Here is a 20,305-nt window from a genome sequence, read left to right as displayed (position 1 = left end):
GAAAACCCGTCCCAGGTTAAGCCTGAAACGGGTTCAATTCGATTTAACGGGGACGACCCGCAATCCCATACATCAACAGGTCCACCGTGTGTTCAATTTCTTCGTCTTCATCGATCGGAAAATCCGGCACGAGGAGTACATGAACCAGAATCATCCCAATCATGACGCTGGCACCGGTTCTGACGATCCGCCATGGCGGCGCTTCAACAAGCTGCCCCTTTTCCTGAAAATGCAGAACAACTCGCTTGATCCGCTGAAAGACGATCTCGGAGGCCAAACTCTTCACCTGCTCCAGCAGCTCCGGCTGAAACGGGACCTCCTGGATCAGTATTTTGATAATCCGCATATTCTCCCGAACAAACTTGAAACGATCCTTCGCCAGCGCGCGAAAAAAGTCCTCCGCCCGCTCATAGGGCATCTCGATCATTTTGGCAAAATCCCGCAGCAGAAACGGCGCAACCAGCTTGATCACAATTGGTCCGGCGATAGACAGCAGCAGATCTTTCTTCGTCTTATAGTGGCGGAAAATCGTTCCCTCAGCTACCCCGGCCTTTTGCGCGATTTCACTGGTGGATGTGGCGGCATACCCTTTCTCGGCAAAAATCTCCGTCGCCGCCTCCAAAATTTTGATCTGCTTCTCCGTCTTCTTCTCCGTATCTTCTTCCGTCAACCGGATCAAGTCCTCCAGCCACTGCTCTTTCTTCTCCGACATAGAGGCCTCTCTCCTTTCCCTTCGTATCGTAGGCTTCTTTGTTCAGCGTACTATATTTTGCGGTGCTTGCGCAACGCGAGGACATTAGCGAGCATAAAGACGAAGGACAAGCCAGCCAGCACATACACATCCAGCGCGATTCCGCTCCAGCCTTCGCCGCGGATCATGATGCCGCGCAGCGCATCCGCCCCGTATTTCAGCGGTGTGATATGAGTAATCCAGCGCAGCCAAGGCGAAATGCTCTCCAGGTCAAACAATCCGGAGAAAAACACCTGCGGCACGATGACGATCGGAATGAACTGAATCATCTGGAACTCTGTGTTAGCGAACGCCGACAGCAAGGTGCCGAAGCTCAGAGCCGTGAGAGACAGCAGCAGCATGATGAGCAGCACGTAACCAAAGGAGCCCACCATCAAGCTGCCAAGCGCATACACCGTAAACCCGGCGATCAACACCGCCTGCAGACTGGTGAAGATCCCGAACCCGGCCATATAACCGACGACGATTTCCCATCGGCGCAGCGGCGTGGCGAGCAACCGTTCCAGCGTGCCGCTTGTTCGTTCGCGCAGGAAAGACACGCCCGCGATCAGGAATACGAAGAAGAAAGCAAACAATCCGATTAACACTGGACTAAAGCTGTCGAAGCTCGACATGTCTGCAGATCCGTGCAAATATTCGAACTCCGGCGCAGCGGCGTTCCCGTTCGGATTTTGCGTTATTCCGGCTGGAGTTGCTTGCCCCTGAAGCGTTTTTTGCATGAGCAGCATGACGGCCCGGTTTTTGGATGGATCGCTGCCTTCCAGCTTCACCTGCGCCGCCCCCTGATCTAAGCGAATAAACGCATCGATCTCTTGATCAGCCAAGGCCGCCTCGGCCGCTTCAACGGTATCGTAGGTGGTGACTTCCGCATCAGCAGCGGTTAATTTCTCCGTAATCGCAGCAGGCAGCTGCACGGTACCAATCTTCGGTTGGTAGGTGTCTCCATTAAACACAAGATACATTAAGGATAAGACCAGAAGCGGAGCGACGACCAACAACGCCAGCGTTCTTTTGTCATGGATAAACTGACGGACGATACGGACAATCACAGCCCGGATTCTCATGCACGAACACCTCCGTAATGCAAAAAGGCTTCCTCAATCGTCGCGCTGCCAGTCTCCTGTTTCAGCGCCTCCGGCGTACCTACGGCGATCAAATTACCGTCCCTTACCATCCCTAGCCGATGACATTTGTCGGCTTCGTCCATGACGTGGGTGGTGACGAGAATCGTCGTGCCTTTTTGGCTCAGGTGTTCGAATTCGTCCCAAATGGACTTGCGCAGCACCGGGTCGATCCCGACGGTAGGCTCGTCGAGAATGAGCACCTCAGGCTCATGCATAAGCGCGATCGCCAGCGACAATCGGCGTTTCATCCCGCCGGAGTAAGCGCTGACCGGACGTTTCAAATGATCCGTCAAATTGACAAGCGCCATAACTTCTTCGATTCGCCGCTTCATTTTCACACCTTTTAACCCAAATAACGCCCCAAAAAACTCTAGGTTCTCCTTTGCCGTAAGCTCGTTGTACATCGCGTCAGATTGAGCCATATAGCCGATGCGGTTCATCATGCTGAGCTTTGGCATTCGGATGCCCAGCACCTCAACCTCGCCGCTGGTCGCTTCGTCGATGCCGGCGATCATTTTCACGAACGTTGTCTTGCCAGAGCCCGACGGCCCCAGCAGTCCAAAAATCTCATTGCGCCGCACCTCCAGGCTGATCCCGTGCAGCACCTCTTTATCGTTGAACTTGCGGGTCACTCCTTGAGTTCGAATACAAACTTCTTGATTAGACATCTGCACCACTCCTCTATGGGACAGGTTGTTGACGTGAGTACTTACTCACATTTTTTTGATGGTTCAAATATACTCCTCGCCGAGTAAATAGTCAAGTGAGTAATCACTCATTTTTTGTTGGATTCCTGTCATGGATTGTCGGCGATTTAGCGCTGGATGATATGGAAGTACTCCCCTTTTCTTGATAAACTGTTGTTACAAAACACGGTGAAAATTAGGAGGCAGTATGAAAAAGAAATTTCTAATTTCAGCGATTCTCACAACGGTTCTTATGCTTGTGTCTATTCCTGCATATGCTTCTGCACCCGCCGCTACACTGATTATTAACGGCAATGTAATCCATGCAGATCTTAAAGTGATCAATGGAACAACATACGTTCCGCTTAGGGTGATATCGGAACACCTTGAGGACGTCGATCTGTACTATAACTCTGCGACCAACACAATTACCATGAATCAACGAAAGACGAATGATCCCTCACAGACCCCAATGAGCCCCCCATCAACGACAGCTTTAACTGGCAAAGAATTAGAGGAATATTTATCAAATCATTTCTCAAAATTAACGACTTCTCTGGGTGAAACTATCCTTTATTTTTCAATTGAGGAGAACAACTCCGATCTGCACCCTTACGATTATTGTATCAAGGTTAAATATGATCCGAAATTCTACGGAAATTTAAAAGACGTAGCCGATAACCCATCTGCACAGCGAGAAAAGATAATTCTAGATGTTAGATCTGAACTCCGTGCTCATATGGAATCTATAGCAAAATCCGCAATTGCTGTCATGCCCGGGAAAAAGTTATGTGGATACTACTATTACGAGAACGCCAATGAGCCAGCTAAACAAGCTGAACTTGCCAAATTCAAGACCAATGCCTGGCAAAATTACGATGGTTCTTCTTCAACCAAATATACGGATTCCAAAATCACTCAATTTCAGTGGACCACATCCGAAGTGAACGGAGTGAAATAAAAGGCAGTCTCCGGTTCCGAGCGTGACGTCTCTCCATAACAAAAGAACGCCCCTCTATCGCAGCTTGTACGAGATTAGGGCGTTCTTTGTTTTATTTTAGTGAGCGATCACCATTCTACCGTCAACGACACTGGGCAATGATCACTGCCCAAGATGTGGCAGTCGATGCCTGCATCCTGCAACTTCGGCGCAAGCCGGGAGGAAGCGAGGAAGTAGTCGATCCGCCAGCCGATGTTCCGCTCGCGAATTTTCGGCATATATGACCACCAGCTGTACACGCCTTCGCGGTCCGGGTAGAAATGCCGGAACGTATCGATAAACCCGGAGGCCAGCAGCTCGGTCATTTTGCCGCGCTCTTCCAGCGTATAACCGGAGTTGCCTTCATTGGACTTGGCGTTCTTGATATCTATGGGATTGTGGGCGACGTTCAGGTCGCCGCAAACAATGACCGGTTTGACCGCATCCAGGCCCGTAAGGTAAGTGCGGAACCGGTCCTCCCACTCCATCCGGTAATCCAAACGGGAGAGGTCGCGTTTCGCATTCGGCGTATACACGGTAACAAGATAAAATTGCTCGAATTCCAGCGTGATAATCCGCCCCTCCGGCTCATAATCCTCCTCCATGCCATAACGCACGGACAAAGGTTTGATGCGCGTGAAGACAGCGGTGCCGGAGTAGCCTTTTTTCTCCGCATAGTTCCAATACTGCTCGTATTCGCTGCCAAGGTCCAGCTCGATCTGCCCTTCCTGCAGCTTCGTCTCTTGAAGGCAGAAGATGTCCGCATCCGCCTCTTTGAAATAGTCCAAAAATCCCTTGCCCACGCAGGCGCGCAGTCCGTTGACGTTCCATGAAACCAGCTTCATGATAATCTCCTTGCCTTGATGTAATCGAGAATTGCGAAAAACCCAATCTAGCAATCTCGTCTATGAATCATGGTTCCAGTTTAACACGTCATACGCCGTTCAAAAAGGCTTTGCCCTTCTTCACGACCTGGGCATCGTACAGGTTCACCGTCGTGCTGAGGATGTAAGAAGGCGGCTGCTTTCCGCGGTTATTTTTATGGCCTTGGATGTGTGCGTCGCTTTTTTCCCAGTTCTTCCATGCTTCCTGCGACTCCCATCGGATCACGACCACCACTTCCTCCTGCTCTTGGCTCTTTCGATTCACCATCACGCTGATGTCCACCAAGCCCTCCATCTGGTCGATGGCGCCCTCTTGGCTAAATCTAGCAATCACCTTGTCGCTGTTGCCCTTCTCAATGACCATGGTCCTTGTCATAACAAACATTCCGGTTCCTCCCTATGGAAAAAAATATCACTTCTCTTCTCGCTTACGCTTCCGCAAGCACAGGTACCTCATAGGTTCCTGGCAACCAGCGGCGCTTCCGGCTCACCGCTTCAGGCGGCATAACCTGCGGCGCCTGCGGATGCAGCAGCCACGACTTCACCGCATGGGTATCGGATACCCGATACAGCGGCGGCTCCTGCTCGAAGTCGATCTTCATCGCGTACGAGCTCCGCAGTGCAAACGCGTCCCCTTGCGGTGGACGGATCAAGTCCGGCGGCGTGCCGGGGATCGCCGCCAGCTTCCCGCCGCCATGTCCATCGAGACTTGGCATCGAGGCCAGCAGTCCCCACGTATACGGATGGCGCGGGTCATAGAAAATTTCCTCCGCCGTCCCCGTCTCCACGATCTGCCCGGCGTACATCACCGCGACGCGGTCGGCCATTTTAGCTACGACGCCAAGGTCGTGTGTAATAAAAATAATGGCCGTGCCGATCTTCCGCTGCAGCTCTTTCATGAGCTCCAGAATCTGCGCCTGAATCGTAACGTCCAGCGCCGTGGTTGGCTCATCGGCGATCAGCAGCTTCGGGTTGGCCGCCAGCGCGATAGCGATCATGACCCGCTGCCGCATCCCGCCGCTGAACTCGTGCGGGTATTGGTGAAAGCGCCGCTCGGGCGACTTGATCCCAACCAGACCCAGCAGCTCCACGGCCCGCTGGTACGCGGCTTCTTTGGACATATGCTCATGGGTATGAAGCACCTCGGTGATCTGCTTCCCTACCTTCATGGTTGGGTTGAGCGAGGTCATCGGATCCTGAAAGATCATCCCGATCTCCTTGCCGCGAATCCGTTGCATCTGTTTCTCCGTTTTGCTGGTCAGCTCTTGCCCGTCAAACCAAATCTCCCCGCGTTTATATACGCCCTGCGGCCGGGGAATCAGTTGCATGATGGCCTGAGACGTGACGCTTTTGCCCGAGCCCGATTCGCCTACGATGGCCAGCGTTTCCCCTTTGTCGACGTAGAAGTTCACGCCGCGAATGGCCTGCACTTCCCCCTCCCGGGTATGAAACGAGATGGCCAAATCCTTCACTTCCAATAAGTGTTCCATGTTATCCCGATTCCTCACTCTCCACTCCCCTAATCGGAGTCTCTCTATAGTAAGATGACGGAGGGCAGAACCTAATGAAACGGATGAACTAGATTAACTAAGATAACTAGGTTTAACCCGTTGAAGTTCTCCTCGCCATTTAATGATAATGATTATCATTATTAAGTATAGCATATTTGTCTGTCAAAGCTCAAATGGAAAAACCCAGTCCCTGTGCCCTCCTATCCCCCTGAGCTCTCGCGAAATTTTCAATTTTAAGTCAGACTATTTCTCTATACACTCTGCCGAGGCTATGATAAGATATCAAATATGCAAAGATTCAGAGATATGAAATTTATGATTTTAAGGAGTTTAATCGATGGACGCGAACTTGCAACAATTTAAAGCGGAATTCTTCAAAGCTCTCGCCCATCCGATGCGAATTCGTATTCTGGAGGTGCTGAGCGAAGGCGAACGGAATGTCAACGAGCTGCAATCGATCCTTGGATCGGAAGGGTCAGCCGTATCTCAACAATTAGCCGTTCTTCGGGCCAAAAATCTGGTCAATACCGTCAAGGAAGGCACGACGGTTGTTTACTCGCTTCGAGATCCACTGCTGAAAGATTTGCTCGCGGTAGCCCGGCAAATTTTCGACAATCACTTGGTCGAATCCATTTCCTTACTGCGCGGGATCCGAAAACAAAAATAAGGATCCTCAAGTTTCCCCGTCGGGCTGCGGGGGTCTTTTTTGTTTGTGGGAAAGTACTTGCTCTATGAAATGCAGATTTTTAAGAAAAGAAGGGTTTAACGGATGAAGTGGAGTGGAAGGTTCACCAATGTTAATGCGACAACGCTGCGCAAAGATTTGATATCGGGGTGTATTGTTGGCATCGTGGCCCTCCCGCTTGGGATGGCTTTTGCAATCGCGTCCGGCGTCGAGCCGGAGTATGGGCTGTATACAACGATCGTCGCCGGGATCTTGATTTCGCTGTTAGGCGGATCCCGATTCCAAATCGGCGGCCCTACCGGGGCGTTTATTCCGATTCTGCTCGCAATTGTGCTGCAATACGGCTATGAGAATCTCCTGATCGCCGGCTTTCTGGCCGGGATCATGCTGGTGTTGATGGGCCTGCTGCGGCTCGGAACGCTGATCAAATTCATCCCGAGGCCGGTCACGATTGGGTTTACCGCCGGCATTGCGGTGACGATCTTCAGTGGGCAAATCGGGAATTTCCTTGGTTTGACCGGGATGAAGCGGCATGAATATTTTCATGAAAATATTAAGGAAATCTTCCTGCAGCTTCATACGTTTAACTTCTACAGCTTCCTGACTGCAGGTATCTGCCTGGCAGCCCTGCTGCTGACGCCCAAGTTTCTCCCGAAAATCCCCGGATCGCTGGTTGGCATCCTCGTGTCTACGTTAGCTGCGACGTGGCTGTTCCCCGACCGGGTGACGACCATCGGCTCCGCTTACGGGGCGATTCCCCGCGGCTTGCCGGATTTCCACCCGCTGGCCTTGTCCTGGGACAACATCGTACCGATGCTCCAGCCAGCGCTGATCATCGCCTTGCTTGGCGGCATCGAATCGCTGCTCTCTGCCGTTGTAGCGGACAGCATGACCGGCACCCGTCACGACAGCAACCGCGAGCTGATCGGGCAAGGTCTCGCCAACATGGCCGCTCCGCTGTTCGGCGGCATTCCAGCGACCGGGGCGATCGCCCGCACGGCGACGAATATCAAGAACGGAGCAGTGTCTCCTTTTTCCGGCATCATTCATGGCGTCGTTGTGCTGCTGATCGTCGCGTTGTTTGCGCCATATGCATCCAACATCCCGCTGGCCAGCATGGCCCCGATCCTGATGGTCGTCGCCTGGAACATGAGCGAGCGCAAAGCGTTTGTCCACATGCTGAAGACACGGACCAGCGATACGCTCGTACTGATCGTTACGTTCCTGCTGACCGTATTTACGACGTTGACCATAGCTGTCGAGGTGGGATTGGTGCTGGCTGTTCTGCTGTTCGTCAAACGGATGAGTGACCTGCTCACCGTTGACAAGGTGCTGCCCGATTGGGCCTCCGGCAAGGAGAAGGTACGGGCGCATATCGTGTCCAAGGATCATGATTGCCCGCAAGTTTCCATTTTCACCATCGACGGACCGTTGTTCTTTGGCGCTTCGCAAGCGTTTGATCGGTTTGTCTCGCAAATTGAAGGCGGACTGCTGCGAGTGGTGTTGATCCGAATGGGCAAGGTACCGTTTATGGATACGACCGGCGAAGCGAATTTTGCCGCCCTGATCAAGCGGCTGCAACAAGCCGGCATCACCGTCCTCGTCTCCGGCCTTCGTGCGCAGCCGCGCAAGCTGATGGACAAAGCCGGTTGCTATGCCATGATTGGCGAGGAGCATTTTTTTGAAAGCACCGGGGAAGCCCTCACCTACGCTTTAAGCCAAATCAACAACGACAAGTGCCGCGGCTGCAAGCATTTCGCTTTCCGCGAATGCGCCGCCCTGTGCGGGGCGGCGGAGCACGAGCGGCACAAGCGTACCGAACTCGCCGGGTCGCTGGCTCGGGAAAGCAAGGTTACGGTGTAGCTCTGCTGGGGCTGTAAATCCGGCTAAAACCTCCCAAATAGGATGTAGTACATTCTATTTGGGAGGTTTTTTATGCTGTTTTGAAGGGATCCTCCATAACTATTTCCCCTATGACATTCGGTTTAATTACTATTCTATATCTAGTTCTCAAAATCAATATTATTGCCCAATGAAATAGTCCAATCATTTCTTTTTCACAGTTTCATAATTTAAGAGATGTGAGGGATATTTTTAAGAAGCTATGAAAGTCCCTTATAGTTGAGAAGCAATAGGTACCTAGCTCTCGACAAATCAGAAGAGGAGATGTTTAGTCTATGGCATTTACAAAGGAGTATGCAGCTAAAGTTATTTTAAGTTTGGACGGTGTAAGAAAAACTGAAAGAGCGCAAAGGGAAATTTATGACAAGGGTATTGTTAGTCCTACCGATTCTAGCACTTTAGCAGATGCGTTGAGTGCATCAGCTACTATCTTAGGACTTGTATTTCTTAAAAGTACAGCAGTAGGCTTAGCAACTGCCGTTCTCGGCATTGTAACCGATCTTATTCCAAATGAAAAAGAGATTCTTAAAGAGATGGTATACGATGGATATTGGCATTTAGGATACCTCGAAGACTTTTTGGTTGATAATCCAAACTTTGATTTACTGGAAGTTAACTTTCCTTTTATTGAGTACGAAACGGCTGGCGTTCGTTTCATCACAGGTAACGGCGTAGTAACTCGAGTTCATTCAAAAAGTGGGGGATGGCAAATTCTGTAATATTTATCAAAAAAAGCAACCTTTTTTTAGTAGAAGGGTTGCTTTTTTTATACTCCGGAAAACTTACTTTTTAAATAATTCCTGAATAACGACCGTTGGATCAACCTTGCTTGTTATTTTGTAATATGAAGATCTGCCCCTGTTATACTCAAAAATATTGATGTAATGGTTATCATAAAGGATTAAACCAAACGCTAGCTCCCTGTTGACTTTTATAGTTATCCAGTAGGACTCTGTGTAACTAATATTTGATAAATTCGTTCTCTTTAGCTCAAGCTGTGAAAAATAATCTACAATTTTATTGATTTCATTTTTGTCAGTTATAGATCGTTCATCTTCATCTGCAGAGTTATATAATCGACTAATGACTTGTAATGAGCTTATTTCATCAGTATTTATATCTTTCATCACAATCTCGTTAAATGTAGTATTTTTTGAATGGTTTAAAAAAATCAATGTACCGGCAACTAATAAAATTAAAATTATTCCAATTGCAATGTATTTATAACGTTTCATAGAACATCACCTCATCTTCTCCATATAAACTTTTCATTTTAGTACATTAAAACTCCAATCATTCTTCAAACTTTAGGATACTCTATGAACTGGCTCCTTCTGTTTTACAGCAGGAGCCAGTTTCAGATTTTTTACTACTACTTTGAAAATTAAAATTTATCCTAATTAAACTTACTAACAAATTCTTAATTTCCACTAATATTTTCGTTTCGATCCTCATCTGTGTAATCTCTTACAGCTAAATGCCGATGATCTTAAAAACAAATTTTTTTATTTAATCAAACTTGAAGGGAGTGATTAGCTTCTCTAAAGTCAACGATAATCAAGTGAACAGTCACCTTAAATAAAAGAATTATCGGTACCTACTCCTAAAGTTTCCAAGAAAAGGATTGTTTAAATCCATAATATGCTCCCTCCTCCTGATCGTCAAGCTCTTCCGGTACTAAAACTGATCCTTTACCAATAGCCACTCAGTTATTGTGCACGTAAGTCGAGGGCTCACCCTTTACCGCTCCAAGGTAAACTCATCCAACCTGCGGCCGTTCACGGTATACGCGATGTACACCAAGGTGTGCTCGCTTACGGTGATCCCGGCAAACGTCTGCTTGTTGGGTTGGGTGTGTACGGCATGGTAGAACTTATCTTTTTTTAAATCGTTAAATTTGGGACCGGAGGTGTTGGTGACGACATAGACGGTCCCTTTGCCGTCTTGGGCGATTTGTCCATCCCTGATCGGATAGGAGCGGGAATATTCATGGTTGTGCCCCTGCAGCACCAGATCCACGCCAAACTCATCGAACACCGGAATCCAATCCTCGATTTTGTCGTACTGATTTCCACCGTAAGCAGGCCGATGAATCGCCACGATTGTCCAAGGCTTGGTGTTCTTGCGCAAATCCTCTCTGAGCCATTCCGTCTGCCTTTTGATTTTGGACTCCGTATTGAGCACAACGATATGAGCAAATCCATAATCAAAAGAATACGTAGTCCCCGGCGTAGCTCCCTCCGCCCCATTCTCCGGCACAAGAAAATGCGACGTAAACGCCGAAGCGTCCCCGGAAATTTCATCATGATTGCCCGCCACCGGCATCAGCGGCACGCGGGTAAGCCATTGGGCGGCTTGTCCAAACAGCCATTTCCAGCCCTGCGCATCGTCCGGATTCTCTGTCATATCCCCGTTGTGCACGATGAAGCGGGCTTCCGGGAATGCTTGAAACGCTTTGTCCAACGTGCGCGCCCAAAGCCGGAAATCCGCAGCCTTCTCGCCTTGCGAATCCGTGACGTTAATGAAGGTAAACGCCTGAGGTTCCTCAGGTTCTGTCACAAAGCTGGCCGGCTCGCTCCAGCCGTCTTCCTGTCCATTTCCCACGCGGTAGACATACGTCGTTCCCGGACGAAGGCCGGCGGCTAACACCTTGTACACTGTCTGCCCTTTGCCCCCGTCCTCCATCACGGACGCCTTCGCTTTGAAGCTGAGCACCTCTGCCTCGTTCCAGGAAGGATCGGGCTCCGCCCCCTCCGCGATCTGCAAAATCCCAGGCTCCCCGGACGCCCCTTCAGTCTGCCAGGTGAACGCCATCGTCGTCCGCGCATCCCCGCCGATCGTCATCACGATCGATTGGGGTTTCGGGACGGCGGATACGCCAGCCTGTTGTTTTTTTTGCCAGCCAAAGACGACGATGCCAAGCAGCAACACAACTACCACTATCCCCAGCCAAACCATCTGACTCCGACCTTTCATATAAAAAAACTCCTTCGTGAATTTCCCTCAAGATAATGCGCGGGGGAGCCCCCTGTCAACTTTCCGACTTACAGGATTTCACATTTGTCAACGCAGTGTTAAAACTTTCAGTTGATTTTCAGTTTGCGTTAAGTGGACAATCAGGGAGCCTTGATAGGATAAATGACATCACACATAAGGTTCCCGAGAAAAGAGGTGCAACTTGAACTTGAACCAGAAACTGAAGTATCGCCACGAGCTGAAATTTATGATCAACCGCCACCAGTATTATATCCTTCGGCAACGGTTACGGGGATTAGCCCGCCATGACGAACATGCGGGACAGGACGGTGAATACCATATTCGCAGCCTGTATTTCGACGACATCGACAACTCCGCCTTGCACGACAAATTGGGGGGCATCCGTGACCGCCGTAAATACCGGATTCGCATTTATAACGGGCGGGACGACCTGATTCAGTTTGAGAAAAAAATCAAAAAAGGCGACTATATCGCCAAGCTCAAAGAACGGTTGACCCGGGAGACGGTGGATGCCATCCTGGCCGGAAATATTGAAGTGCTGAACGTGCCGGAAAAGCCGCTGTTGTATGAGCTTTACCTTGAGATGAAGCAGCGACTCTTGGCGCCGCAGGTGATCGTCGATTATGTCCGCGAACCGTTTGTTTGCCCGAACGGCAATGTGCGGATCACGTTTGATAAGGAGCTGCGGACCGGACTCCATGCCGTCAATTTGTTTGACCCGGATTTACGGCCCGTTTCGGCCAACGATGACAAGCTCATCATTCTCGAGGTCAAATACGACGAGTACATTCCGGAATATCTGCAGGCCGCTCTGCAGTTAGAGGGGCTCAGACAGCAATCGGCATCCAAATACGTCATTTGCCGCAAATATTTGAAGACCAACGCATGGGAGGATTATTGATTGATGAATGCAACAAATACTGCAACGACAACAACGAATTTTAGCGATATCGTGAAAAATTCCATTCTCGACAATTTCACTTCAGACATCAGCATCAGCAAAATCATCATTACGTTAGGCGTTTCGTTCCTGATCGGACTGTTCATTTACATTTTGTACAAACGGGTATTCAGCGGGGTGCTGTACTCGAAGAGCTTTAACGTCTCGCTCATCGGCATGACAATGGTCACTGCGATGGTGATTATCGCCGTTAACTCCAACCTGGTGCTGTCCCTCGGTATGGTTGGTGCCCTGTCGATCGTCCGCTTCCGTACGCCGATCAAGGATCCAACCGATCTGATCTTCCTGTTCTGGGCAGCCGCAGCCGGGATCGTCGCAGGCGCCGGGTTTTATGCGCTGGCCGCCATCGGTTCGGCGGTGATTGGCCTCATCCTGTTCCTGTTCATCAAGAGCAGTTCCTTGGAAACCCCTTATCTGCTGGTTGTGAACTGTGAGAGCGATGAGAGCGAGAAGCTCGTTCATTCGCAAATCGGGCAGCTGGTCAAACGCTACAACGTGAAGCAAAAAACCGTAACCGCAGGCAACATTGAAATGACGCTAGAGGTTCGCTTGCGCGATCAGGAAGGCAATTTTGTGAACCAAATTACCGCGCTGGGCGGCGTCAAAAATGCCGTGTTGATCAGCTATAACGGCGACTACGTGTCTTAACGGAACCCGGAGGTGGAAGAGAATGATGCGCAAAGGGACCCGGCTTTTGCTGTGGACGTGCGTCGGGCTGCTGTTGGTTGGCCTGATTGCCTGCGAGGCCACCATGAATTCCGGGGGATCCTCCGTGACGAACAGTCAGACGGGGGCTGCCGGGAAGCGAACGGTCTCTGCGGAGGAGAAAAAGCTGGATGAAGAGGTGTTCCCCAAGGACCGGGTGGTTGACGTGAAAATCACCATCGACGAGGCGGATTTCCAAGACATGCTGGACAATGCCAGCGCCGAGGAATTCAAAACCGCGTCGGTGGATTACAACGGTCACCATTTTGACAATGTCGGCATCCGTACCAAAGGCAATTTGAGCTTGCGCAGCGTGGTGCAAATGAGCGATTCCGATCGGTACAGCTTTAAGTTGTCTTTTGACGAATATGTGAATCAAACCTTGGAAGGTATTCAAAAAATCAACCTGAACAACAACTACAGTGACGCTACGTACATGCGGGAGTTTCTGACCTATGAGCTATCCGAGCAGATGGGCTTGCCAACGCCAAAGCACTCTTACGTGAACGTCTATATTAACGGCGAGCTCTGGGGGTTCTACCTGGCGGTGGAGCAAATCGGCGACGCCTATCTGGAGCGTAACTTTGGCAATGCCTACGGGGCGTTGTACAAAGGGGAAATGACCGGCAGCGGCAGCGATTTGACCTGGTTGGGCGATGATCTGTCGGCGTATACCGGATTGGTGCAGAAGTCGAAGTCGTCGAACGGCGATATCCTGATCAAGATGCTGGATGAACTGAATAACGGCAGCAACTATGAAAAATACATCAATGTGCCGGACGCGCTGGGCTACATTGCGCTAAACACGCTCACGAACAATATGGACAGCTACATCGGCGCCAATAAGCAGAACTATTATTTGTACGAGGACGACGGCGTCTTCTCCATCCTGCCTTGGGATTACAACATGGCCTTTGGCGGTATGGGCCGGGGCGGCGGCGGATTCGGCCGCGGCGCGAACGGCGGCGCTGGCGGCGGAGCGGATGGCGCTGGCGGTGCAGCCGGTGCGACCGGGGCGGCCGGTGGCGGTGCGCAAGACGGTGCAACCGGTGGCGATGACGCTGGTGCTGCCCGCGGGCAGCCGCAAGCTGGCGCTAGCGCGGACGCTCAAGGCGGTGCGGCGGCTCCAGGCGGCGGTAGTTCGGGTCAGAGCAATCTGCTGATCGACGAACCAACGCAAGGCGCCGTAGCAGATCGGCCGCTGGTGGCCAAGCTGCTGGCAGTAGATGAATACAAGGTCCAGTACCATGATATCCTTCAGTCAGCGATCGACAACTTCCTGGAGAATGACAAATTCTCCGCCCGCGTCACGGAGTTGTCGGAAATGATCTCGTCTTATGTAAAAGCCGATCCAACGGCCTTTTACACCTATGAAGAATACGAGCAAGCTGTGCCCCAACTGATCAGTACCAATGCTAGTCAGATCGAGAATATCCAGCAGCAGCTCGACGGTACCATCGCCTCGTCCGGCGATGGATCGGGCAGCGGCGGCGGCTTTGGCGGCATGGGCGGCGGCTTCGGCGGCGGGCGTACGGGCCGCACTGCAGCGCAAGGCCAGAGCGAGACCCAAGCCGGCGCAGTCGCGGAGCCAAGCACGCCGACCAACGGCGCAGCGGGCAGCGCGCAGGGCGGCGATGGCGCTCCCGCCGGCCAAGGCGGGCAACCGCCGCAAGCCGGCGGTAACGGCGCCATGGGCGACCCGGCGCAAGCGACGCAAGCGGGCGCGCCAGCCGCCGCGGCGGACGGCGCCGCCAGCGGCGACGCCCAGGCGCAGCTGCCGCAGGGCGCACCGGGTGCGCCTGGCGCCGAAGGCGAGGCCGGCGGCCCGCCGGCCCTTCCGGATGGCATTCAGCCTCCGGAAGGGTTCCCGGGCGACGCCGGTGAGCTTGGCGATGCCGCCGGCGGCGCGGGCGAAGCTCGCCCTGCGGGCGGCTTCCGCGGCGGCGATTTCCCGGGCGGCGGCCGCGGCTTCGGGCCAAACGGCCAACAAGCTAGCAGCAGCGAAGCGCTGATCACCGGCATCTCCTTGCTGGTGCTCCTAGCCGCTGCAGGCTTCGTCGCTTTCTTCCGCCGGAAACGGCTATAGAAAACTGCAAAAGTACATCTTTTTTCGAGCCAAATGGCTATTTTGAGCAAATGCCTGCAAAAGTGCAGTTATTTTTCTCGAAAATCCGCAATTTCGCTTTAAACGAACAAAAAGCCTGCACTTTTGCAGGTTTTTTGCTATTTTACGATAAAAGTTACTCAAAAACTGTATTTTTGCAGGAATCGGGACAACCGAGCAAGGCAGGACATCATGCTACTGCCCCCCATACAACCTACACCCCTGCCTCCCTATACTCCGTTGGCGTCATGCCGGTTACTTTTTTAAAGACCTGGGTGAAGTAACGCGGGTCTTGATAACCTACCATCGGGGCGACTTGGTACACTTTGACTTGGCTGTTCTTCAGAATATACTTGGCCTTTTCGATACGGCATTCCGTCAAATACTCGAGGAACGTGTAACCGGTCACCTGCTTAAACAGCAGGCAAAAATGGCTGATGCTCAAATCGGCGCGCTCTGCGACTTCCTCCATGCTGAGGTCCTTATGGTAGTTGCTTAAAATGTACTCCTGCGTCTTGGCGATCACATTCTGCACGTTGTCCTTGATCTGGCTCTCGCGGCTTTCGCTGATCCACCGGCCAAAGTTCGCTTTCAACAGCCCGATCATTTCACTCAATGTTCCGAGGGACTGCAGCTCCTGCAGCAAGCCTTCCAGCGACCACTCTGACAGCAGGTGCATCTGCTCGTATTGCCGGAACATGACCACTGTCAGTTCCACGATCATCCGCTCGGCGGCTTCCTTCGAGAAGGCCTGCTCTTCGAGATATTGCTTCGTTTCATCCAATGCGGACAATAGCCGCTCCCGGTTCAGCGTCCGAATGCTGTCCAGGAGCACCGCTTCCAGGTGCTTCGGATATTTGGCCTCCCGATCGGCCCCGGGCTCCCGGCTCGGTTGATCGATGAACACGCCCGCCCGGTCGCTGTAAAACCGCTGATACAACGCCCTTGTGGCGCTTTGGTACGCCTCGCTCAACCGCTCCAGCCCCGCCGCCGTTTGGCTGAACCCGATGGAGCAGGACAGCTTGGTATAGAGCTGAATCTGGCGGATGGCATCGCTGCCCAGCTCCTCCTTCTGGCTGGAGAGCGTACTCGGGAACAGCAACACCCATTCCCCGGCGTGAAAAGGGAACATTGTCAGCGCCCCATGCGCCACCGACCATTCCCCCAAAATGTTGCGCACCGCAAATAACCACAGCCGCCGCTCCTCCGGCGACCACTGCTCGTTCAGCTTGACGAAATGATCCAGTTGCATCACCGCCATAAAATAGTCCTGCATCAGCTCGCTGTTCTCCAGCCAGCGCATATGCTGCAGATGACTTTGGCTCTGGTTGCCTTCGATAAATTCGGCAAACATCCGCTCCCTCGCCAGCATCGACAACACCTGCACCGAGTGCAGCAGCTTATCGTTCTCCGCCCGCTTCTCCAACGTTCTCTTCGCCCGCCGGATCATCTCGATCAGCTCGTCATGGTCGATCGGTTTCAGCAGATAATCAAACGCTCCTTCCCGCAACGCCTCGCGGGCATATTCAAACTCCCCGTAGCCGCTGACGAAAATAAACAGCCGATTGGCATTCTCCGCCAACACTTCCTTCATCAACGTGATTCCGTCCATCCCCGGCATGCGAATGTCGCTGATGACCATATGCGGGGACAGCTCGCGGATGAGCTCCAGCGCTGCTTCGCCTCCCCGCGCTTCTCCGACGATTTCCAGGCCCAGTTCCTCCCAGGGCACGGCGACTCGCAAACTTCGCAAAATCACCGGTTCATCGTCCACCAAAATGACCCGATATTTCTCACCTTGTGCTACCATCCTGCACCTCCAGCCGTCTCCGCCGGCAACGAGCTTCTGCGAAGCTGCCAATATTGCGCCGACGTTTGTTGAATCTGTTCCAACGCCTCCTCGGGCTTCGTCCGCTTGCTGATCATTTCCTCCAGTACCTTGAGGAACGTTTTATTTACCTCGGGAGGAAGCACGTTATCGTAAGGGACAAAGCTTTGGCTGCTTTGTTCCATCATTTCAACTACTTGAGCAAACACCGGTCCCGTTTTTTCTGAGTCATACGTAATCTTCATCGAAGGAATACGCAAAGCCTCATAAACGATACGCCGTTGCACCTCTTCGGAATAAAGAGCCTTCAGCAGCTCCTGCGCCGCTTCCCACTTGGCCTCCTCCAGATTGGAGGATAATCCGATTCCGATGGTATACCCTCCGGCGATCGAGCGGCTGCCCCCCTCCGTCAGCGACGGGAACGGGATCACGCCGACCTGATTCTGAAAGCCTGCCGGCGCCTTCTCGTTGTGGAACAGGTTGATGTCCCAGCTCCCGTTCAGGTACATCGCCGCCTCACCGCTGGTGAACCGTTCGATGGCTTCCTCCGTTGACAGGTCGTTGGCCGGCTCGTAGAAGGCGTTCTCATCGATCCAGCTTTTCAATTGCTTAAAAGCTTTCCAGTAATAGGGGTTCTGAAAGCTTAACGACTCGTCGCCTTGCACCAGCTCATTGATCAGCCCCGGCCCGGCATACCGGTCCATCAAATAATGGGCGAAGATAGCCGCCGGCCAGCGTTCCTCGTTACCCAGCGCAAACGGCGTGATCCCGTGAACGGTCAACACGTCTATAACCTTGTTCAAATCCTCCAGCGTCTCCGGAGGCTCCAAGCCCAAGTCATTAAAGATTTCCTTATTATAAAACAGCGGCTCCGCATTCCCTTCAATCGGCAACCCGTAAATATGATTGTCGAAGGTCCATAAATGCAAATCCTGAAACTGTTGCTTAAGCCCATTTTCCTCTACGAAATCCGTTAAGTCCATCAGCCGGTTGGAGCGGACGTAAGGCTCGATTTCAGCTCCCCCAAACAACACAAACATGTCGGGCGGCGTCCCGGTAACCATTTCGCTCTTCAGCTTCTGCTCGCGGTGGACGGTCTGGTCCATTCCCTCGAAGTTCACCTTGACGTTGGGATGCGTCTCTTGGAACTTGGCCACAACGTCCTCGACGATGTTCAGCATCTGCCGGTCATGCTCCTTAATCCAAAAGTGGCGGAAGGTTAAAGTGACCTTCTCGGTCTGCTTCTCCTCGATTGGCTCGTGACCGGCGCCCGCGATGATCAACACGGAGATTGCCAGCACTACGGCGTAGACGGCGATCCAGCCCCAGTTCAAAAACCATTTTTTCATGTCAACCGCCTCCTTCCTCCGTCGTTATCGTTTCGCCGCTGCCGAATCGTGGAGAAGCTTCGGAATGCGGATGCGGATGGTCGAGCCATGTCCGGGAGATGAACAGATCAGGATGCCGTAGCGGCTGCCAAACCGGATGCGCAACCGCTCATGCACATTTCGAAGTCCAACCCCGGTTCCCCGGTAGTTTTTATTGCCTTCGTCCTTGCTCCACAAATTCATCAGCCGATCCAAGCTGAAGCCCGGCCCATTATCCGTCACATCGATCATAATATCCCGGTCATCTTCCTTCGCTGTAATCGAGATCAGCCCTTTTTCCTTCATCGGCTCGATCGCATGGTACAGCGCGTTTTCCACGATTGGCTGGACGATCAGCTTCTGGGTCAAATAGTGTTTCAGCGACTCGGGGATTTCGATCTGATAGTCGAACTGCTCCTCAAAGCGGAACTTCTGAATATCCAGATAATGCCGCACATGCTCCATTTCCATGGCCAGCGTAATAAGTTGTTGGTTTTCGCTAATGCTGATGCGCAGCAGCTTGCCGAGCGAGACCACCATTTTGCTGATCTCCTTGTTCCCCTGCAAAACCGCCAGCGAATTGATCGATTCCAGCGAGTTATAAATAAAATGAGGATTGATCTGAGCAACCAGCGCCTGAAGCTCGAACTCCTTCTTCCTTGCCTGCTCGGTCTCTACCTGTTCAATCAGCTCAGAGATTTGCGTGCTCATCCGATTAAAGCCATCGACGAGCAAATCCGTTTCGTCTTCGCTGCGCACGGAAGAGGTAATCGGCACAAATATCCCCTGCTGCACCCGCTTCATCCCGTTAACCGCACCGATGATGCTGCGCACCAATCGACGGACGAAAAACCGGTCGAACAGAAAGGCCGAAATCAGCGACACCAGCACCAACACAATCGCGATGTTGCGGATCGAGTTCGATTCCGAAGCGATCAGCTTACTGGGCGTAATGGCCACAAGATACCAATCCTTGTTATGTGAAGGCAAGTAGGTGATTAGCGAGGGTTCGCCTTGATATTTGGTGGTATAATACCCTTTCCCTTCCGGCTCCTCCTGGGTCAGGAAAGGAAATTCCGTGCGCTCTCCGATATACGAGCCGGACTTGTCGAACACGATATTCCCCTGCTTGTTCACGAGCAAGATATCGCCCTGCTTTAACGTCACAGCATCCCAAAACACTTGATCCAAAATATCTGGCTTCACGTAAATCACTAACGCGCCGATATCCTCCAGAGAGTAGTAATCCTTAATTAATCGGGCTTGAATCAGCACCGGCTTCCCGGAGGCGGCCGAACCGTTCTCCCCCGGCCCTACCCAAACCGGGCGGCCTTCGGCGGTTTCCATCGCCCCATACCAGCTTTGCTGCTTCAATTCCTGAAGGGACATCGCCTCATTAAACTGGTACTGCAGTTTGTCCTTGGAATACAGGCCAAACGATGTAATCATCGGGTGGTTGATCAGGTTGTTGATGTCCTGCTTTTGCTCATAGGTCACCGCAAAGTTCGGCTGCTTCACCAACTGCTGGATTAATGGCTGCGCGATCGCCGAGTTCGAGACGGTCGTCACCTCGTTTAACGCAAACTTCAGCTTGCGGTCGGTTTCAAGCAAGGAGACCCAATAGAAGGTATTCGATTTATTCTCCATGGCCCGCGAGAAGCTGTAATACGAGATGGAGCCCATCAGAATGACGGGAATAAAGACGAGAAGAATAATAGCCAGCAAGATTTTTCGACGAAGCTTCATTTCGTTCCTCCTATGTTTCTCCTACTCTATTATTCTTCATACCCCAGCAGATTCCCTTGCACCTTTCGACAAAGC

General features: G+C 52.0%; 18 protein-coding genes. 7 read left to right on the top strand and 11 right to left on the bottom strand.

The features are described 5' to 3' along the window. Positions 1-43 precede the first annotated feature (43 nt). The 3 genes from NSQ80_RS03745 to NSQ80_RS03735 are packed head-to-tail and all read right to left on the bottom strand — an operon-like array spanning position 44 to position 2,543. Entirely contained in the window at positions 44-712 is a 669-nt protein-coding gene (locus NSQ80_RS03745; RefSeq protein WP_009224440.1) for a TetR/AcrR family transcriptional regulator, read from the bottom strand. A gap of 50 nt (positions 713-762) precedes the next feature. Continuing rightward, complete coding sequence (locus tag NSQ80_RS03740; RefSeq protein ID WP_028539957.1) at positions 763-1,815, bottom strand: ABC transporter permease; 1,053 nt, start codon at positions 1,813-1,815, stop codon at positions 763-765. After that, complete coding sequence (locus NSQ80_RS03735; protein ID WP_009224438.1) at positions 1,812-2,543, bottom strand: ABC transporter ATP-binding protein; 732 nt, start codon at positions 2,541-2,543, stop codon at positions 1,812-1,814. Before NSQ80_RS03735 ends, NSQ80_RS03740 begins: the two co-directional genes overlap by 4 nt. A 226-nt stretch (positions 2,544-2,769) precedes the next feature. Here NSQ80_RS03735 and NSQ80_RS03730 point away from each other — a divergent pair, with 226 nt between their 5' ends. Beyond that, positions 2,770-3,522 (top strand): stalk domain-containing protein, encoded by a 753-nt coding sequence (locus tag NSQ80_RS03730; RefSeq protein WP_028539955.1) that lies wholly within the window; start codon positions 2,770-2,772, stop codon positions 3,520-3,522. A gap of 107 nt (positions 3,523-3,629) precedes the next feature. On the opposite strand, the gene NSQ80_RS03725 is transcribed toward NSQ80_RS03730, so the two are convergent. The 3 genes from NSQ80_RS03725 to NSQ80_RS03715 all read right to left on the bottom strand — a co-directional run bounded on the left by NSQ80_RS03725 (position 3,630) and on the right by NSQ80_RS03715 (position 5,914). Next, complete coding sequence (locus tag NSQ80_RS03725) at positions 3,630-4,385, bottom strand: exodeoxyribonuclease III (protein WP_009224436.1); 756 nt, start codon at positions 4,383-4,385, stop codon at positions 3,630-3,632. A gap of 88 nt (positions 4,386-4,473) precedes the next feature. After that, the gene (locus tag NSQ80_RS03720; RefSeq protein ID WP_009224435.1) at positions 4,474-4,809 is read right to left on the bottom strand and encodes an antibiotic biosynthesis monooxygenase; all 336 of its coding nucleotides are present in this window, start codon (positions 4,807-4,809) and stop codon (positions 4,474-4,476) included. A gap of 43 nt (positions 4,810-4,852) precedes the next feature. After that, positions 4,853-5,914, bottom strand: coding sequence for an ABC transporter ATP-binding protein (locus tag NSQ80_RS03715; protein ID WP_028539953.1), 1,062 nt, complete (start codon positions 5,912-5,914; stop codon positions 4,853-4,855). Positions 5,915-6,272: 358 nt separating this feature from the next. On the opposite strand from NSQ80_RS03715, the gene NSQ80_RS03710 reads away from it, so the two are divergent. The 3 genes from NSQ80_RS03710 (at position 6,273) to NSQ80_RS03700 (ending at position 9,241) form a co-directional block, all read left to right on the top strand. Then, a complete protein-coding gene (locus NSQ80_RS03710) occupies positions 6,273-6,602 on the top strand; it encodes a metalloregulator ArsR/SmtB family transcription factor (protein WP_009224433.1) in 330 nt (109 codons plus the stop codon). A 102-nt stretch (positions 6,603-6,704) separates the two neighbouring features. Further along, a complete protein-coding gene (gene sulP, locus NSQ80_RS03705; RefSeq protein ID WP_339301393.1) occupies positions 6,705-8,483 on the top strand; it encodes a sulfate permease in 1,779 nt (592 codons plus the stop codon). A 314-nt stretch (positions 8,484-8,797) separates the two neighbouring features. After that, positions 8,798-9,241, top strand: a complete 444-nt coding sequence (locus NSQ80_RS03700) for a hypothetical protein (RefSeq protein ID WP_009224431.1) — start codon at positions 8,798-8,800, stop codon at positions 9,239-9,241. 63 nt (positions 9,242-9,304) lie between these two features. Here the strand turns inward: NSQ80_RS03700 and NSQ80_RS03695 are convergent, their stop codons facing one another. Both NSQ80_RS03695 and NSQ80_RS03690 read right to left on the bottom strand, forming a co-directional pair. Next, positions 9,305-9,757, bottom strand: coding sequence for a hypothetical protein (locus NSQ80_RS03695; protein WP_028539952.1), 453 nt, complete (start codon positions 9,755-9,757; stop codon positions 9,305-9,307). 505 nt (positions 9,758-10,262) lie between these two features. Then, positions 10,263-11,498, bottom strand: a complete 1,236-nt coding sequence (locus tag NSQ80_RS03690; protein ID WP_009224429.1) for a metallophosphoesterase family protein — start codon at positions 11,496-11,498, stop codon at positions 10,263-10,265. Positions 11,499-11,706: 208 nt separating this feature from the next. Here NSQ80_RS03690 and NSQ80_RS03685 point away from each other — a divergent pair, with 208 nt between their 5' ends. The 3 genes from NSQ80_RS03685 to NSQ80_RS03675 are packed head-to-tail and all read left to right on the top strand — an operon-like array spanning position 11,707 to position 15,271. Next, a complete protein-coding gene (locus tag NSQ80_RS03685; protein ID WP_028539950.1) occupies positions 11,707-12,420 on the top strand; it encodes a polyphosphate polymerase domain-containing protein in 714 nt (237 codons plus the stop codon). A gap of 3 nt (positions 12,421-12,423) precedes the next feature. After that, the gene (locus tag NSQ80_RS03680) at positions 12,424-13,128 is read left to right on the top strand and encodes a DUF4956 domain-containing protein (protein ID WP_028539949.1); all 705 of its coding nucleotides are present in this window, start codon (positions 12,424-12,426) and stop codon (positions 13,126-13,128) included. A gap of 25 nt (positions 13,129-13,153) precedes the next feature. After that, positions 13,154-15,271, top strand: a complete 2,118-nt coding sequence (locus tag NSQ80_RS03675) for a CotH kinase family protein (RefSeq protein ID WP_339302157.1) — start codon at positions 13,154-13,156, stop codon at positions 15,269-15,271. A gap of 232 nt (positions 15,272-15,503) precedes the next feature. Here NSQ80_RS03675 and NSQ80_RS03670 read toward each other — a convergent pair whose 3' ends face one another. From NSQ80_RS03670 to NSQ80_RS03660, 3 genes are read right to left on the bottom strand one after another with little or no spacing between them, the layout of a single operon-like run. After that, positions 15,504-17,099 (bottom strand): response regulator, encoded by a 1,596-nt coding sequence (locus NSQ80_RS03670; protein ID WP_339301389.1) that lies wholly within the window; start codon positions 17,097-17,099, stop codon positions 15,504-15,506. Continuing rightward, positions 17,093-18,466, bottom strand: coding sequence for an extracellular solute-binding protein (locus tag NSQ80_RS03665; RefSeq protein WP_323079255.1), 1,374 nt, complete (start codon positions 18,464-18,466; stop codon positions 17,093-17,095). Before NSQ80_RS03665 ends, NSQ80_RS03670 begins: the two co-directional genes overlap by 7 nt. Positions 18,467-18,490: 24 nt before the next feature. Then, complete coding sequence (locus NSQ80_RS03660) at positions 18,491-20,230, bottom strand: sensor histidine kinase (RefSeq protein WP_260070701.1); 1,740 nt, start codon at positions 20,228-20,230, stop codon at positions 18,491-18,493. Between the last annotated feature and the right edge of the window lie 75 nt (positions 20,231-20,305).

It is taken from the genome of Paenibacillus sp. FSL K6-2441 (genome assembly GCF_037964765.1).
GTDB lineage: Bacteria > Bacillota > Bacilli > Paenibacillales > Paenibacillaceae > Fontibacillus > Fontibacillus phoenicis.
The sequence above is the reverse complement of the archived record's forward strand: the minus strand, read 5'-3'. Positions and strand labels throughout refer to the sequence as shown.